The 13,965-nt window shown below is 61.6% G+C and carries 16 protein-coding genes and 1 pseudogene; 9 read left to right on the forward strand and 8 right to left on the reverse strand.

Annotation, left to right across the window (positions count from 1 at the left end; all coding sequences use genetic code 11):
- Positions 1–66: 66 nt before the first annotated feature.
- From DIE06_RS36575 to DIE06_RS36585, 3 genes are all read left to right on the forward strand, one after another.
- Positions 67–1,401, forward strand: a complete 1,335-nt coding sequence (locus tag DIE06_RS36575; RefSeq protein WP_124665576.1) for an AAA family ATPase — start codon at positions 67–69, stop codon at positions 1,399–1,401.
- Positions 1,398–2,273, forward strand: coding sequence for an HNH endonuclease (locus tag DIE06_RS36580; RefSeq protein WP_124665577.1), 876 nt, complete (start codon positions 1,398–1,400; stop codon positions 2,271–2,273). The genes DIE06_RS36575 and DIE06_RS36580 overlap by 4 nt, the downstream gene beginning before the upstream one ends.
- A gap of 357 nt (positions 2,274–2,630) precedes the next feature.
- Positions 2,631–3,206 (forward strand): recombinase family protein, encoded by a 576-nt coding sequence (locus tag DIE06_RS36585; protein ID WP_124665578.1) that lies wholly within the window; start codon positions 2,631–2,633, stop codon positions 3,204–3,206.
- Between the two features lie 168 nt (positions 3,207–3,374).
- On the opposite strand, the gene DIE06_RS36590 is transcribed toward DIE06_RS36585, so the two are convergent.
- Complete coding sequence (locus tag DIE06_RS36590; RefSeq protein WP_124665579.1) at positions 3,375–4,169, reverse strand: hypothetical protein; 795 nt, start codon at positions 4,167–4,169, stop codon at positions 3,375–3,377.
- 100 nt (positions 4,170–4,269) lie between these two features.
- Positions 4,270–5,295: a hypothetical protein gene (locus DIE06_RS36595; RefSeq protein WP_124665580.1), complete on the reverse strand. Its 1,026-nt coding sequence runs from the start codon at positions 5,293–5,295 to the stop codon at positions 4,270–4,272.
- Between the two features lie 534 nt (positions 5,296–5,829).
- Here DIE06_RS36595 and DIE06_RS36600 point away from each other — a divergent pair.
- A pseudogene (locus DIE06_RS36600) lies at positions 5,830–6,105 on the forward strand (TetR/AcrR family transcriptional regulator); the annotation flags it as partial.
- Positions 6,106–6,195: 90 nt separating this feature from the next.
- Here the strand turns inward: DIE06_RS36600 and eco are convergent.
- A complete protein-coding gene (gene eco, locus DIE06_RS36605) occupies positions 6,196–6,696 on the reverse strand; it encodes a serine protease inhibitor ecotin (RefSeq protein WP_124665581.1) in 501 nt (166 codons plus the stop codon).
- A 144-nt stretch (positions 6,697–6,840) separates the two neighbouring features.
- On the opposite strand from eco, the gene DIE06_RS36610 reads away from it, so the two are divergent.
- Positions 6,841–7,161 (forward strand): hypothetical protein, encoded by a 321-nt coding sequence (locus DIE06_RS36610; RefSeq protein WP_124665582.1) that lies wholly within the window; start codon positions 6,841–6,843, stop codon positions 7,159–7,161.
- Positions 7,162–7,354: 193 nt separating this feature from the next.
- Here the strand turns inward: DIE06_RS36610 and DIE06_RS36615 are convergent, their stop codons facing one another.
- Entirely contained in the window at positions 7,355–7,717 is a 363-nt protein-coding gene (locus DIE06_RS36615) for a hypothetical protein (RefSeq protein WP_124665583.1), read from the reverse strand.
- Between the two features lie 156 nt (positions 7,718–7,873).
- Here DIE06_RS36615 and DIE06_RS36620 point away from each other — a divergent pair, with 156 nt between their 5' ends.
- Together DIE06_RS36620 and DIE06_RS36625 are read left to right on the forward strand one after the other, a co-directional pair.
- On the forward strand, positions 7,874–8,254 hold the full coding sequence (locus DIE06_RS36620; RefSeq protein ID WP_124665584.1) for a DUF5594 family protein: 381 nt from the start codon (positions 7,874–7,876) through the stop codon (positions 8,252–8,254).
- A 178-nt stretch (positions 8,255–8,432) separates the two neighbouring features.
- Positions 8,433–9,800, forward strand: coding sequence for an MFS transporter (locus tag DIE06_RS36625; protein WP_124665585.1), 1,368 nt, complete (start codon positions 8,433–8,435; stop codon positions 9,798–9,800).
- A gap of 22 nt (positions 9,801–9,822) precedes the next feature.
- Here DIE06_RS36625 and DIE06_RS36630 read toward each other — a convergent pair whose 3' ends face one another.
- From DIE06_RS36630 to DIE06_RS36640, 3 genes are all read right to left on the reverse strand, one after another.
- Entirely contained in the window at positions 9,823–10,404 is a 582-nt protein-coding gene (locus tag DIE06_RS36630; RefSeq protein WP_124665586.1) for an AAA family ATPase, read from the reverse strand.
- Complete coding sequence (gene otsA, locus DIE06_RS36635) at positions 10,397–11,818, reverse strand: alpha,alpha-trehalose-phosphate synthase (UDP-forming) (protein WP_124665587.1); 1,422 nt, start codon at positions 11,816–11,818, stop codon at positions 10,397–10,399. Before otsA ends, DIE06_RS36630 begins: the two co-directional genes overlap by 8 nt.
- Positions 11,819–11,976: 158 nt before the next feature.
- On the reverse strand, positions 11,977–12,174 hold the full coding sequence (locus tag DIE06_RS36640; protein WP_124665588.1) for a hypothetical protein: 198 nt from the start codon (positions 12,172–12,174) through the stop codon (positions 11,977–11,979).
- Positions 12,175–12,461: 287 nt separating this feature from the next.
- Between DIE06_RS36640 and DIE06_RS36645 the strand changes: the two genes are divergently transcribed.
- Both DIE06_RS36645 and DIE06_RS36650 read left to right on the forward strand, forming a co-directional pair.
- Complete coding sequence (locus tag DIE06_RS36645) at positions 12,462–13,013, forward strand: hypothetical protein (RefSeq protein WP_124665589.1); 552 nt, start codon at positions 12,462–12,464, stop codon at positions 13,011–13,013.
- Entirely contained in the window at positions 13,010–13,504 is a 495-nt protein-coding gene (locus DIE06_RS36650) for a hypothetical protein (RefSeq protein WP_124665590.1), read from the forward strand. The genes DIE06_RS36645 and DIE06_RS36650 overlap by 4 nt, the downstream gene beginning before the upstream one ends.
- A 65-nt stretch (positions 13,505–13,569) precedes the next feature.
- Here DIE06_RS36650 and DIE06_RS36655 read toward each other — a convergent pair.
- The coding region (locus DIE06_RS36655) for an AAA-associated domain-containing protein (protein WP_185733570.1) at positions 13,570–13,965 on the reverse strand (396 nt) is incomplete at its 5' end.

Below are 13,965 nucleotides of genomic sequence, written 5' to 3' on the forward strand. Positions count from 1 at the left end.
ACCCCTGAAGAGGCTATGGCGATGGAATTGGCTGCCGCCGGATTGGCTAAACGTTGCACTTGATTCTTGAGACCACCCTCTGAACTCCCCCCCAACTACTTCTCCGTTGCCACGGACGTCGAATTCTACAGGAAGCTGTGGAAAGATTTCTCGCCTCAGTGGCGGGATACATTTTTGGAAAAATTGAGAGACGTTGTAAAGAATCCCACAATACTTGAGATTGCCAAAGACGAGGATGTTTTTAAAATATCCCATCTTCGCGGCGTAAGCATCAACGCAATTAAAACTCAGTTCGCAAGAGTATTAAATGGTGATGTGCCCGCAACCGACTCTCATTTTCACTTTTTACTTCCGGAATCCACAACCTTTGCCGGATTTGATCTCGAATTCAAAGTTGAAGCCGGATCACTGCCAAGCACCAACATCCATGCAATCATTGGCAGAAATGGCGTTGGCAAAACAACCCTTTTGAAAAATATGGTAAAAGCCATTTCCGGCCACTCAAATGACGGCGCGGAATTTTACGCAAAGAACAATTTCTTTTCCTCAAGGATAAATTTAGGAAAGGGTTTTTTTGCCAATCTTGTCTCAGTAGCCTTCAGCGCTTTTGACCCATTCGATCTTCCAGCATCCGACGAAAACCCGGCAGATGGAACTCCCTACAGCTATATTGGATTAACTGACTATTCCGGTGACGATGGGGCAATCCTAAAGTCACGCACGGAACTCCATGAGGAGTTTATTGAGGCACTGAAGTTCTGTCTGAGCGAATCGCCGCGAAAACAACGCTGGTGCGATGCGATTTCCATTCTAGAAAGCGATAGCAATTTCGCTGAAATGAAGCTTCTTGACCTGCTCCAATATGACTTGGGCAATGACCCCGAGCCAGCCAGGCGCATTATCGCGAGAATGAGCTCCGGGCATGCGATCACCATTCTTACGGTAACACAACTGGTTGCAAAGGTAGAGGAGAAAACTCTCGTGCTGATTGATGAGCCTGAGAGCCACCTCCATCCACCACTTCTATCAGCTCTGGTCAGAAGCCTAAGTCAGCTCTTACACAAACAAAATGGGGTTGCAATTATTGCAACGCACTCGCCCGTCGTCCTCCAGGAGATTCCAAAATCTTGCGTATGGAAACTCTACAGGGAAAGGGTATCATCTGAAAAGTTCAGACCAGAGATAGAAACATTTGGCGAAAATGTTGGAACTCTTACCAGAGAGGTCTTTCGACTTGAGGTAGAGAAATCGGGGTTTCATACTCTATTACGCGAGGCCGTTGCCTCCGGTGGGACATACGAGGAAATTCTGTCTCAATTTCAAGGGAGCCTCGGATTTGAGGCGCGGGGAATCCTGCGCGCAATGACTATTAACCGCGATTCGGATTCGGCTAGTAAATGAAGAGACTGCCCACCCCTACTTTCGGCGACCTAGAACTATTTGATGCGTGCACCGACGAAATGGACGAAGTTGCGGAGAAGACATTCACCAAAAATCGACCTCATATTCAGACTGCTGCAAATAATTTTAGAGCTCTGTCAGTCACCCAGACGTGGTGTCACCTTCCGAGAGCGAGGCATGGCCACCGAGAAGACCTGATCGCTGGAGACCTGTCGAAAGGGGAACTGATGGATTTGTATGACGAAGGTGTCGTAAAATCTAGCGGCCGCCCGCGTGACATTTATGACAAGCTTCTGGTTGCAGCACAGGGGCGATGTCCTTACTGCGCGGAAATCGGTACCGCTCGAACACTTGACCACTATTTACCGAAGGCCAGGTTCCCAGCGCTCTCAGTTCATCCGAGCAACCTTATTCCGGCCTGTCGAGATTGCAATACCGATGCTGGGGCTGGCTTCCCAACATCGCTTCACTTGCAGCCTATCCACCCTTATTTGGATAATGATTGTTTCTTCCTAGAACGCTGGGTGCGTGCAGAAGTTGTTCGTTGCGATCCCGTTGTAGTAACGTTTTTCGCGAGCCCTCCTGCTCACTGGTCGGCTGTTGACCGGCAGCGGGCAGCGCAGCACTTTGTGGATTGCGGGCTGAGTGATCGGTTTTCTAATCAGGTCGCTGGCGAGCTCGCCCCGTTGATTCAACAACGCAAATCGAGTTTGTCTGTATTCTCATCGACGCAATTCGAAGCGCATCTGCGCGTCATTGCGGAGAACGATGATCTTCTGCTCAATGGCTGGAAGCGGACGATGTATCTCGCCTTATGCGAGAGTAACTGGTTCTGTTCAGCAGATTTCAATGGTGATTGGCTCGGCCAGTAATTGGAAAGTAGCTTACAACCGGATCGAGATTCACCCGGTGGACTGTAGTTCGGTTTTGAAGAGGGGCATAGATGATAACGCCCCACCGATCCAGCGGCCGCAGTCCGATGGCCAAGCGGCCGGTGGTTCTTCCTGGGCCAAACGGCTGTTTGGGGTGGATTGTCGCCATTCAACTTGGGCACCTTCCCCCCTCCTCCGGCATCCGACGGAACAGCTATTGATCTCTAATCCATCGTACATGTCCGAAACCGAACCCTTTCGGACATGGGTGCATAGCCATGTCCGAAAATAAGGACATAGCACTTACGGACATATGGTAATATTCGGACATCGTTTTTGGACACCCTACGCTACTGTATGTCTCGTACCTTCGCATATGCTCGCGTCAGCACGGCCGACCAAACGGCGGCAAATCAACTCCGGGAAATAGAAACAGCGGGCTTCTCAGTCGACAAACGCCGAGTCGTTACGGAAAACGTTTCCGGCAGCATTAGTGCAAACCTGCGACCGGGATTCGCCGAATTGCTCATGAAAATGGAAGAAGGCGATGTATTGATCGTAACCAAGCTGGACCGACTTGGCCGAAACGCGATGGACGTCCGAGCGACCGTTGAGATGCTGGCGGATCGCGACATTCGGATTCACTGTCTCGCGCTCGGTGGCGTCGACCTTACAAGTGCTGCCGGTCGAATGACGATGCAGGTGCTGAATGCCGTGGCCGAATTTGAACGTGACTTGTTAATCGAACGAACACAATCCGGTATCGCGCGTGCTAGGGCCGAGGGTAAATCCATGGGCCGACCGTCGGCTCTATCCAAGCTACAGCAAGATGAGGTTCGTCAACGATTGATCGAAGGCACAAGTGTGGCGAGCCTTGCGAAGCAATACCGCACAAGTCGTCAAACAATTATGCGGATACGCGATTCGAAGTGACTTTTCGCAACGGGAGAGCTACACCTAGTCATTCGATGCGATTCTCAGTCGCGCCTTGCGTGACAGTGCGGTTAACCGAAGCACGTTGCGCAGCACCAATCTAGGCTCTCTAATTTCCGATGAGGTAGCCCCCTAAAATCACCATCAATTCCCCTCTTAACAAATCACTCACTCTACGTCGTCAAATTTGTCGACTCTATTGTTAGAGTAATAGTACTTTAAATCCACATCTTCTACGTTCTGCTCGACCAATTCTGACAACATCGGCGTCACCACCGCATAATCCGAAACTCCGTAGCTTCCGATATATACATCCTCGGTTTCATCGGCGTCTCGCTCCGGATTCCAAAAATTGATGCCATCAAATCCGAATGGAAGAACGGCCCTCAAAATTCTAGCCTTATGCGCCACAGGCAACGCGTGACTAAGTGAAACAATCCATTTCTCGGGCGCCTCTCCATATCCAAACAACTCCGCGAGCGGGATCGAGGAACTGCGCAATGCCTCACGTATTTCCTTAAACCGAGGATGAGTCGAATTCAGCCCAACACGCCATCTTGTCCAATCCGGTTCGTCTTTATTTTCGCCGTGCGATCCTTGTGGCTGCGTCGCAGCCGACAAACGAGCTAGTTGCACCTCAATTTCGTCCAGTTTCCCGTCCGAAGTCTGCCCCTTTCCGATCCTGACAACCGACGCCGTCTTTTTACTCAGATACTCGGAATAAAATGAGTCCTCTTGCAATTCGGCCCGGAATTTCGTTTGCAAAACAAATAGAGCAACGAGAAAAATTGGAACATTAAGAATTGCAGCGATTACGAGCGCACCACTCTCCCAAGCCCCTTTTCCGAAATTTGCCGCGACCCCAAGAAACGTCGTATTGGTGAGAACAAGACCAACCAACCACGCAGCAAGCAATTGCATTGGCCTTGTTATTTTATGCGGATGAATCTGCTGCTCAGTCATTTTCCCCACCGCCCCCTATACCATATAAACAAACACCAAACCACGAGAAGATCAATTTTCAATACGCCACCAACTCCAAAGCACCCTGAAAGTCAACACCTTAACCACCATCATCCGGCGCCTCCGAGATTATCGGAGTAGTCGACTGCCACCGATTCATGCCGATGCTCAGATTATTCGGTAAATTCTCGATCGCAATAAGTTCAACGTTGTCCGTGATGATCCGATCGTCAGTCAGAACGGCGTACGAGGGATACCACTTGCCCGCCTCCTTATCAAACTCATATACGAGTTGACGAGCCGCCGTACCACGCGCCTTGAGCTGCGCGACCAACCGTGCAGCTTGAGCGGCCGCACCTGACATTGCATCGTGCGCGGTGTAATGATGACCTACGCCCTTACCCCGAAGTAAGAACGACACGTCACAATCATCGTAGTGTGATTGGATTGAGAGTATTGGATTACGGCGTTCCGCGAGCCGATCTAGCAACTTTCGAAGCCATGCCTGAAACGCTGCGTATACTCCCTTGCCAACCTCAGTCGCAATCGCGGTTACGAAAGGGTTCCAGACGAGCAAGACGTATGGAACACCAATCCTAATCAGCTCATGAATGGACTCCGCAGCATTGTGCGAAAGCTGCACACGTGCGACGCGGAGTGGCGCATTGCTTGTGGCATGCATCAACCAGTCTTCATCCACTTCCCTCGGGTCCGTGGCAAAGTCGATCCACGCGCTATCCGGCAATACCGGAAGCCGCAGCGGAGGAGGCACAACCTCCTCTGTATTGACGCCTACTCTGCGGAAGTCCAATACATCGCCGCCCGCATAGTATCCCAGTACGGCAACGACAAATTCGCGTCCATCATCTGTTTCGAATTTTGCGCTTTCGAGAATCTGCCCTTTTGGTCGACCGGGATCGTGGTTATGAAGTAGCGCGTACGGAGTGCTGTTAATTCGGTCGACAAGGGTCAGTGGATCGACAGGCACTACGAGCTGGCCGTCTTCTCCGCGCACGTCGGACCAAATCACCGCTGGTGAGACCTTTCCGAATATGCCATTGGAGTAGCGTCGAACCGCGGCGTCGAGCCATTCATGGGCCGCAGGTGTATCCCACAGATCGGTCATTGCATTCCCCGTATCGTCTTGTTCTTGACGCTCGGTCGGTACCTTGCGTCGTTTCTATTCTACAGCGCCCCATAGTGTCCAAGATAGGAGCCAACGGTGACCACAAATTGGCAACGCGCCGGTTAAGCGGCGGCGGGGGGCATTCTTTGCGCGGAACGCTCCAGACGGAAGGGCAGTTCGCAGACAGGCCGAATAGCCACCGTCTGACTGCTGCCTATCTCCAACGTTATCTCCAAGAAAATGTGTACTTTGGAGAGAGACTTGGAGATAACCACGGCCTTACCAGACAAGGCTTACACGCCGATACAACCGTCTATCTCCAAATCTCCAAGTATTTCTGCTTCCGGCGGCACAGCGACGTCCCGCACTGCACCGACCATCGACTGATCAAGCCTACGCCGATACGCCTGTTGGTATTTTTGTTGGTATCTTCTGGACAACGTTACCCGAACGGCACACGCAGCAAAGCGATATGAATTCTGTCGGGGGACCAGCCAAGCCCCAAACCTCCCCCAAGATTCACAAGAAATCCCCCGCTCAGGCGGCTGCCTGATCGTGCTGTCGGCGCTGCACCGGGCCGAGCGATCGGACGCGGCCCCGCAAACGTTGATCGCGATGCGCGAGCAGACGGTTGCCGCGCGATGCGCGCGGCTCGGCGACGGCGTTGCGACCGACGAGCTCTCCGCGCACGAGAATCTCGACGCGATCGCGCGCTACCACGTGACGGTGCAACAGGGGATGTCGATTCAGGCGCACGACAGTGCGAGCCGTCGCGATCTGGAAGTGGTCGCGCCCGCGAGCGGCGAATAACGGCGGGCCCCGGAAAGCAACCCGCCAACCGCGCGGCCGCGCGACCTTGCGGCGGCAAGCGCCCCCCGCATGACCGCGCCGCTCGATGGGTTACTGCGTGACGGCGTGCTGCACGTCCTTCGACGCATGCCACACGCGATAACGCACGTCGAAACCATCCGGCACGTACACGACGAGCGGCAGGCGGCTGTTGTAGCGCAGCAGCTGGCCGTCACCGCGCACCTGCACGAAGCGCTGCTGCGGCGCCTGGCCCGGGCAAGCCATCAGCGTCGACGCCGGCCCCTTCACATCGGTCAGCCGATAGTACGTATAGCCCCAGCCCTTCACGTCCTCGGCGGTCAGCTCGCCGCCGAACCATTGCTGGTTGCAGTCGGTCTGCAACGTCTTGCCGATCATCAGCTCGACGCGCGCGTCGCCTTCATTCTCGAGCGCGGGCAGCGCGATCACCGCGCGCTGCTGCCCGGCCGCCGGCGGCGGAAACATCTTGATCGACTCGGCCGGCACGGCGGGCGCCGATGCGGGCCCGGCCGCGCAGGCGGCGGCGGTCGTCACGCAAAGGGCGGCCAGGACGGCCCGGATCGCGAATTTCATCGATGTGCTCCTGATAAACAAACTAGGCCCCGGATGCTAACACTTTCGCCGCAAGACCTTACGGAGCCGTAATTTTGCGACACAATTGCAAACAGCCGGCAATCCCCGCGCGCGGTACTTATAGGGGAACCAAGGGAGAACATCATGCTGAAGCTCATTGCTGCCGCCGGCGTCGCCACGCTGCTGGCCGGGTGCGTCGTCGCTCCGGACGCCGGATACGGCTACGGACAGCCCTACTATGCCGATCCCGGCTACGCGTACGGGCCGGCCTACGGGGCGTCCCCCGTCTACGGCACGGTCAACATCTGGGGCGGCGGCGGTGGGCGCGACTGGGATCGCGGACACCGCGACTACCGCGGCTGGGATCGCGATCGCGGCGATCGCGGCAACCATGGCGGCTGGGGACGCGGCGGCGGACGCCGCGGAGACTGGAACGACGGCGACGGTGGCGGCCATCGCCACTGATCCAACGGATCCAATTGCAACCGTTTGTATCCGCACACGGCCTCGCGTGCTGCCGCCTGGCGTGCAAAAACCGACGCCCGCGGAATGACAAAGGCCCTCGCAAATCAGGTGAGGGCCTTTCCTTTTGCCGTCCTGCGCACCGGCGATTCGACCGGCACCGACGACGCGGCGCCGAACCCCGTCACCCGCCCGCTTACCAGCCGGCCGGCTGCGCATAGCCGCCCGACACGGGCGCACCGCACACGTAGGCGCGCTGATAGCGGTCGTAGCAATAGCTCGGGCCGTCGTCCTGGTACTGCGCCTGCTGGTAGGTCGGATAAGCCGGCTGCTGGTAGGCCGGCGCCTGGTAGTACGTCGGCGGCTGATAGGCCGGTGCCTGATACACGGGCGCCTGGTACGCGACGGGCGGATTCAGCGCGGACGTCACGATCGCGCCGAGCACCGCGCCGCCGATCAGCGCGCCGATGACGGCGCCCCCGTCGCGGCCATGCGCGGACGCCGGGCCTGCCACGGCAAGCGAACCGGCAAGGACACATACTGCGGCAATCTTTTTCATGATGGACTCCCACGCGAAGCGGTACTGAATGCGATGCATTGTGGCGGCCCGCGACCGTAATAGATGCAGCAAGTGGTAACGCGCCATTACGGGTATCACGCACGCCGAAACGCGGCACCGCCGTGCTACGATTTTCGGCACACAGGAGACGCCGTCATGCAGCCCGAAACCGCCCGCCGTTTCGATACCGAATTCGCGCCGCGCATTGCGCAGGCGATCGCCGCCTTCTTCGCCGATCACGTGCTGACCGACGTCGTCCCGTACGCCGGGCATGGGCAACCGACACGCGTGCAGATCCGCAGCGCACCGCACGAGCACGTGAGCGGCTTCGTGCATCCGCTGAACCTCGAGCTGACCTGGGACACCGACGAAATCGAACGGCTGATGGCACCCGACGGGCCCGCGCGGTTCGAGCACTACCTGAGCGCGCTGCCGAGGAAGCTGAGCGCATGGCAAGGCGCGCGCGACATCGATCTCGCGTCGCGCACGCAGGCCGACCCGCTCGTGCGGCTCGGCGGCCTCGACTTCGAAGGCTGAAGGCACGCGCCGGCCGGCGGCGCCGGCGTCGCGCGATGCGGCCCGGTGATACACTCGACCGGTCCCGCTTCGGCCCCGCCAGGCCGGCCGGGCCGTTCACCACCACCTCCACCCGCAAGCATGGTTGCGCACGCAACCGCTGCCCGGGTGCGCGGACAACCACGCTTTCGCTCCCGTCATGAACGCCGATACCGGCCTGCCGCTTCCGCAACGCTACTGGGCGATCGTCTGCGTCGCACTGGGCATCACGCTCGCCGTGCTCGACGGCGCCATCGCGAACGTCGCGCTGCCGACGATCGCGCGCGACCTGCACGCGTCCGATGCCGCGTCGATCTGGATCGTCAACGCGTACCAGCTCGCGGTCACGATCACGCTGCTGCCGCTCGCGTCGCTCGGCGAACGCGTCGGCTATCGCCGCATCTACATCGCGGGACTCGCGCTGTTCACCGCGGCATCGCTCGGCTGCGCGCTCGCCGGCTCGCTGCCGACGCTCGCCGTGATGCGCGTGATCCAGGGGTTCGGTGCGGCCGGCATCATGAGCGTCAACGCGGCGCTCGTACGGATGATCTACCCGTCGTCGATGCTCGGGCGCGGGCTGTCGATCAACGCGATGGTGGTCGCGCTGTCGTCGGCGATCGGCCCGACGGTCGCGTCGGCGATCCTGTCGTTCGCGTCGTGGCCGTGGCTGTTCGCGGTCAACGTGCCGATCGGCATCGCCGCGGTGTTCGGCAGCCTCCGTGCGCTGCCGGCCAACCCGCTGCACGACGCACCGTACGACTTCCTGAGTGCGCTGATGAACGCCTGCGTGTTCGGCCTGCTGATCATGGCCGTCGACGGGCTCGGTCATGGCGAAAACCACGCGTACGTCGCGGCCGAGCTGGCCGTCGCGTTCGGTGTCGGCTACTTCTTCGTGAAGCGCCAGCTGTCGCAGCCGGCGCCGCTGCTGCCGGTCGACCTGATGCGCATCCCGATGTTCGCGCTGTCAATCTGCACGTCGGTCGCGTCGTTCACGTCGCAGATGCTCGCGTTCGTCGCGCTGCCGTTCTGGCTGCAGCATTCGCTCGGCTTCTCGCAGGTCGAAACCGGCCTCTACATGACGCCGTGGCCGCTCGTGATCGTATTCGCCGCGCCGCTCGCCGGCGTGCTGTCGGATCGCTACTCGGCCGGCATCCTCGGCGGAATCGGGCTCGCGCTGTTCGCGGCCGGACTGCTGTCGCTCGCGACGATCGGCGCGCACCCGGGCACCGTCGACATCGTGTGGCGGATGGCGCTGTGCGGCGCGGGCTTCGGGCTGTTCCAGTCGCCGAACAACCGCGCGATGCTGTCGTCGGCACCGCGCGAGCGCAGCGGCGGCGCGGGCGGGATGCTGAGCACGGCGCGCCTGACGGGCCAGACGCTCGGTGCCGCGCTCGTCGCACTGATTTTCGGGCTGGCGCCCGACCGCGGGCCGACGATCGCGCTCTATGTCGCCACGGTGTTCGCGGCGGTCGCCGCGGTGGTCAGCATGCTGCGAATCGCGTCGCCGCGGCCCGACGCGGCGAGCTGACACCGCGCGCCGCGTCCGCGCGTCATGCGGCGTCGAGCGCGTCCATCACGAAGCGCACGCGCGCCTTCACGCTCACGCGCGGCAGCTCGATCAGCCGATAGCCGTACGCCGTATAGCATTCGACCATCGCGTCGTAGGTGCGCACCGCCTCCGCGAAATCCTGCCGGCGCTCGGTGTCCTGCGTGTAGATCTCGGGCCACGGCGGCGCGATGAACACGCGCCGGTGATAGCGAAAGCGCCGCGCCGCGGCCTCCGCATGCGCGGGCACCGCGAGGCCCGTGAGCCGCAGGTAGCCGATCACGTCCGGCACGCCGCGATCGAAGAACACGGGCCCGCGCGCGCATCGCGCGAGACGGTACGAACGCATCTCCCAGTTCAGCATCTGCTCGGCGAACGCGGCCCGGTCGCGCCACGGCAGCGCCGGGCCGTCGATCGCCATCTGGTCGCGGATCACGCCGCGCCCGGCCTCGTGCGAGCGCGCGAAGCCGGTACGCTCGAGTGCATCGAGCAACGTGCTCTTGCCGGAGCCGGGGCCGCCCGTGACCACGAAGAAGCGCGCGGCCGCTTCGTCCACCGCGACGCCCTCCTCCACGCGCTCAGACATGCGCGGCCCGCCGGCCCGCGCGCTGCGTGACCGACGCGGCCGCCGCGACGCTGCGCAGGTCGGCGACGAACGTGTCGCGCCAGACCGACAGGTTGTTCTCGCGCAGCCGCGCGAGGTTCTCTTCGTGACGCGCCTGCCGCTCCGCGAGCGGCATCGACAGCGCGCGCTCGAGCGCCTCGGCCATCTGCGACAGGTCGTACGGATTGACGAGCAGCGCGCCGGTCAGCTCGGCCGCCGCCCCCGCGAACTCCGACAGCACGAGCACGCCCGGATCGGCCGGGTCCTGCGACGCGACGTATTCCTTCGCCACCAGATTCATCCCGTCGCGCAGCGGCGTCACGTAGCCGACCTGCGACATCCGGAAGAACGCCATCAGCAGATTGCGCTCGTACTTGCGGTTCAGGTACTGGATCGGCGTCCAGTCGAGTTGCGAAAAACGGCCGTTGATGCGACCGGCCTCGCCTTCGAGCGTCTCGCGAATGCGCTGGTAGGTCTGCACGTCGGCGCGCGTCGGCGGCGCGATCTGCACGAGCGACACGCGCCCCTGCCAGCCCGGCGCGTTGGCGAGCATCCGCTCGAACGACTGGAAGCGTTCGACGAGCCCCTTCGAATAGTCGAGCCGGTCGACGCTCATCACGAGCTTGCGGCCGCCAAGCGCGTCGCGCAGCGTCTTCACCGGCTTGCGCGAGCCGTACTGGACGGCCGCGTCGGCGATCGCATCCGGATGCACGCCGATCGGATAGGCGGCGACCTTCACGACGCGGCCGTGCGCATGCAGCATCCCGTCGTCGCTCGCCGCGCCGATGCCGCGCCGCTCGACGTAGTCGGTGAACGCCTGCTTGTCGGCATCGGTCTGGAAGCCCGCGATGTCGTACGCGCACATGAACTTCACGAGCTCCTCGTGCGGCGGCACGACGCGCAGCATGTCGGGCGACGGAAACGGAATGTGCAGGAAGAAGCCGATCGGGTTCTTCACGCCGAGTTCGCGCAGGCAGTGCGCGAACGGCAGCAGGTGATAGTCGTGCACCCAGATCAGGTCGTCGGGCCGCAGCAGCGCGGCGAGCTGCTTCGCGAGCATCGCGTTCACGCGCAGATAGCCCGCGTACTCCTGCCGGTCGAAGTGCGCGAGATCACCGCGGTAGTGGAACACCGGCCACAGCGTTGCGTTCGAGAAACCACGGTAGTACTGATCGTAATCGCGCCGGGTCAGCCCGAGCGTCGCGTACGTGACGTTGCCGTCCCGCTGGATCGCGGGTGCGGCGTCGGGCGTACCGACGATCTCGCCGTTCCAGCCGAACCAGACGCCGCCGGTTTCCTTCAGCGCGTCCATCACGCCGACCGCGAGACCGCCTGCGCTCGGGCGCGTGTCCTCGCCGGCGGCGACACGGTTCGATACCACGATCAATCTGCTCATGCGGCTTCTCCTCCTCGATTCGATTGGATGACGCGATGACACGCGGCGCGCGCCAAGGCGGACGCGACGGCCCGAAGGCAGTCGCGCGGCGATTCAGATGTGAGCGATGCAACAAGGAGCGCAATGAAATGCGGCAGCGCAATGCAACGGTGACGGGCTCAAGCGTCCTGCTCCTGGCCGAGGTCGCGTTGATAGTCGAGTCCTTCCGGGCGTGCGCCGCCCTGATTGTGATCGCCGTCGTGCGGCGTCTCGTCGGGCGCGCCGGCAGGCGGTGTGGCCGGCGCGTCGGTCCGCGGACGCGGGCGCTCGGCACCCGCATCGGGCGGCCGGGGAGAAAAGCGTTTCGAACGGCGCATGGCTGGGTGTCTCATATGCAGCGCGGCTCGGAGCCGTCGTAGAAACATTCCATAACAAAACAGTCTAGGTCGGTTCCTCGCACGCCACGGTAACAATACCCTTCAATTTGTAACGATTCGACCCCTGCTCAACCATCTGTCCGACAATAGCGCCGCGCGTGCGCGCGCGACCGCCGCCCGGCGATTTGTCAAAGCTTTGCAGTTTTCCCATGACAATTGCGAAACAATGACGCGGCAAGGGGGCGCGCATGCGTCGCCGCTCACCCAGACAGGACTTGCACTCAGGGATGAACATGCGTTTCGAATCGGCGCGCCGGGCCATGCCGGCGCGCATCGTGCTGGCCGCGATCGCCACGGCCGCACTGCTGTCCGGCTGCAACTCGCTGTACAGCGAAGGCGCGACTGCCGGCGCCGGTATCGCGGGCGCCGCGATCGCTTCCAAGGTCACGAACAACGCCGCCGTCGCAACGGGCATCGGCCTGGGCGCCGTCGCCGGCGCACGTGCGGGCGTCCAGTACTCGCAGCGCGTCGCGCACCGTTACACGCAGGAACAGATCGCGAAAGCGGCCGGCCCGCTCGACGTCGGCGGCGTCGCACCGTGGACGACGCACCATTCGTTCCCGATCGAGGACGACGAACAGGGCCGCGTGACGGTCAGCCGGATGATCAGCATCGGCCCGCTCGACTGCAAGGAAATCGTGTTCGCGGTCGACACGCCCGCGAAGGCCGACAAGGCCGCGCAATCGGCGTTCTACGTCGCCACGATCTGCCGCGACGGTCCGGTGTGGAAATGGGCGGCGGCGGAACCGGCGACCGAACGCTGGGGCGCGCTGCAATGAGCGTCGTGATCCGTATCGCGGCGATCGGCGCACTGTGCGCGGCCAGCGCCGCGCTGTCGGGCTGCGGCTCGGTCGGCGCGGCAAGCGGTGCGCTCGCCGGCGCGGCGACGGGCCTCGTCACCGCGAACCCGGCCGTCGGCGTCGGTGTCGGGATCGCCGTGCAGGCGGCGACCGACGAGGCCGTCAACCGCACGATGAAGCAGCTTCATCAGAATCAGCAGGATGCGATCGCGAACGCGGCCGGCAGCCTGGCCGTGGGCGAAGTGAAACCATGGAAAGTGAAAAACACGCTGCCGCTGGAAAACGGCGAAGGCGAAGTGCGCGTCACGCGCGCGTACTCGACGGCGCTTGCGCTGTGCAAGGAATTCGCTTTCTCGGTGAAGGACGGCGACAAGGCCCCCTGGTACTTCGCGAATGCGTGCCAGCAAGGCACGCACTGGAAGTGGGCGTCGGCCGAACCGGCGGTCGACCGCTGGGGCAACCTGCAGTAACGATGCGATGCACGGCGCCCGACAGGCGCGGCGCATGCGGATGCCGGGCCGGACGGCCCGGCGGATCAGGACTCGACGTCCTCGAGACTGAAGATTTCGGTCTGGTCGTTGTACGAGAAGATCTCGCCGTAACGGCCCCAGTCGATCACCGCGTCGAGCGTTTCCTCGGCCGCGCCGTCCGACAGGAAATCCTCCAGCTCCTGCTCGAAGCGCACGCGCGGTGCGCGATGGCCCGGGCGCTCGTTCAGCACCTTCTTGATCCGCGCCGCGAGCGGCACGTGCTTCAGCAGGTGATCCGCGAACATCAGCTTGCGCTCCTGCGTGCCGAATTCCGCGAACACGCGCCCCGGCGGCGTCAGGAACACGTCGCCTTCCCGCACGTCGGCGAAGCCGAGGTACTGCAGCACTTCGGCGATCGGGAACAGGTCGTCGACCTCCAGGTGCAGCGTGCGCGCAATTTC

This window comes from Burkholderia sp. Bp8998, from assembly GCF_003854235.1.
Taxonomy (GTDB): Bacteria; Pseudomonadota; Gammaproteobacteria; order Burkholderiales; family Burkholderiaceae; genus Burkholderia.

Coding starts and splice junctions, on each gene's coding strand:
- eco (WP_124665581.1), bottom strand. CDS start 6,696: ATGAAATTCGCGATCCGGGCCGTCCTGGCCGCCCTTTGCGTGACGACC.
- DIE06_RS36580 (WP_124665577.1), top strand. CDS start 1,398: ATGAAGAGACTGCCCACCCCTACTTTCGGCGACCTAGAACTATTTGAT.
- DIE06_RS36625 (WP_124665585.1), top strand. CDS start 8,433: ATGAACGCCGATACCGGCCTGCCGCTTCCGCAACGCTACTGGGCGATC.
- DIE06_RS36640 (WP_124665588.1), bottom strand. CDS start 12,174: ATGCGCCGTTCGAAACGCTTTTCTCCCCGGCCGCCCGATGCGGGTGCC.
- DIE06_RS36595 (WP_124665580.1), bottom strand. CDS start 5,295: ATGACCGATCTGTGGGATACACCTGCGGCCCATGAATGGCTCGACGCC.
- DIE06_RS36590 (WP_124665579.1), bottom strand. CDS start 4,169: ATGACTGAGCAGCAGATTCATCCGCATAAAATAACAAGGCCAATGCAA.
- otsA (WP_124665587.1), bottom strand. CDS start 11,818: ATGAGCAGATTGATCGTGGTATCGAACCGTGTCGCCGCCGGCGAGGAC.
- DIE06_RS36630 (WP_124665586.1), bottom strand. CDS start 10,404: ATGTCTGAGCGCGTGGAGGAGGGCGTCGCGGTGGACGAAGCGGCCGCG.
- DIE06_RS36620 (WP_124665584.1), top strand. CDS start 7,874: ATGCAGCCCGAAACCGCCCGCCGTTTCGATACCGAATTCGCGCCGCGC.
- DIE06_RS36645 (WP_124665589.1), top strand. CDS start 12,462: ATGAACATGCGTTTCGAATCGGCGCGCCGGGCCATGCCGGCGCGCATC.
- DIE06_RS36610 (WP_124665582.1), top strand. CDS start 6,841: ATGCTGAAGCTCATTGCTGCCGCCGGCGTCGCCACGCTGCTGGCCGGG.
- DIE06_RS36615 (WP_124665583.1), bottom strand. CDS start 7,717: ATGAAAAAGATTGCCGCAGTATGTGTCCTTGCCGGTTCGCTTGCCGTG.
- DIE06_RS36585 (WP_124665578.1), top strand. CDS start 2,631: ATGTCTCGTACCTTCGCATATGCTCGCGTCAGCACGGCCGACCAAACG.
- DIE06_RS36650 (WP_124665590.1), top strand. CDS start 13,010: ATGAGCGTCGTGATCCGTATCGCGGCGATCGGCGCACTGTGCGCGGCC.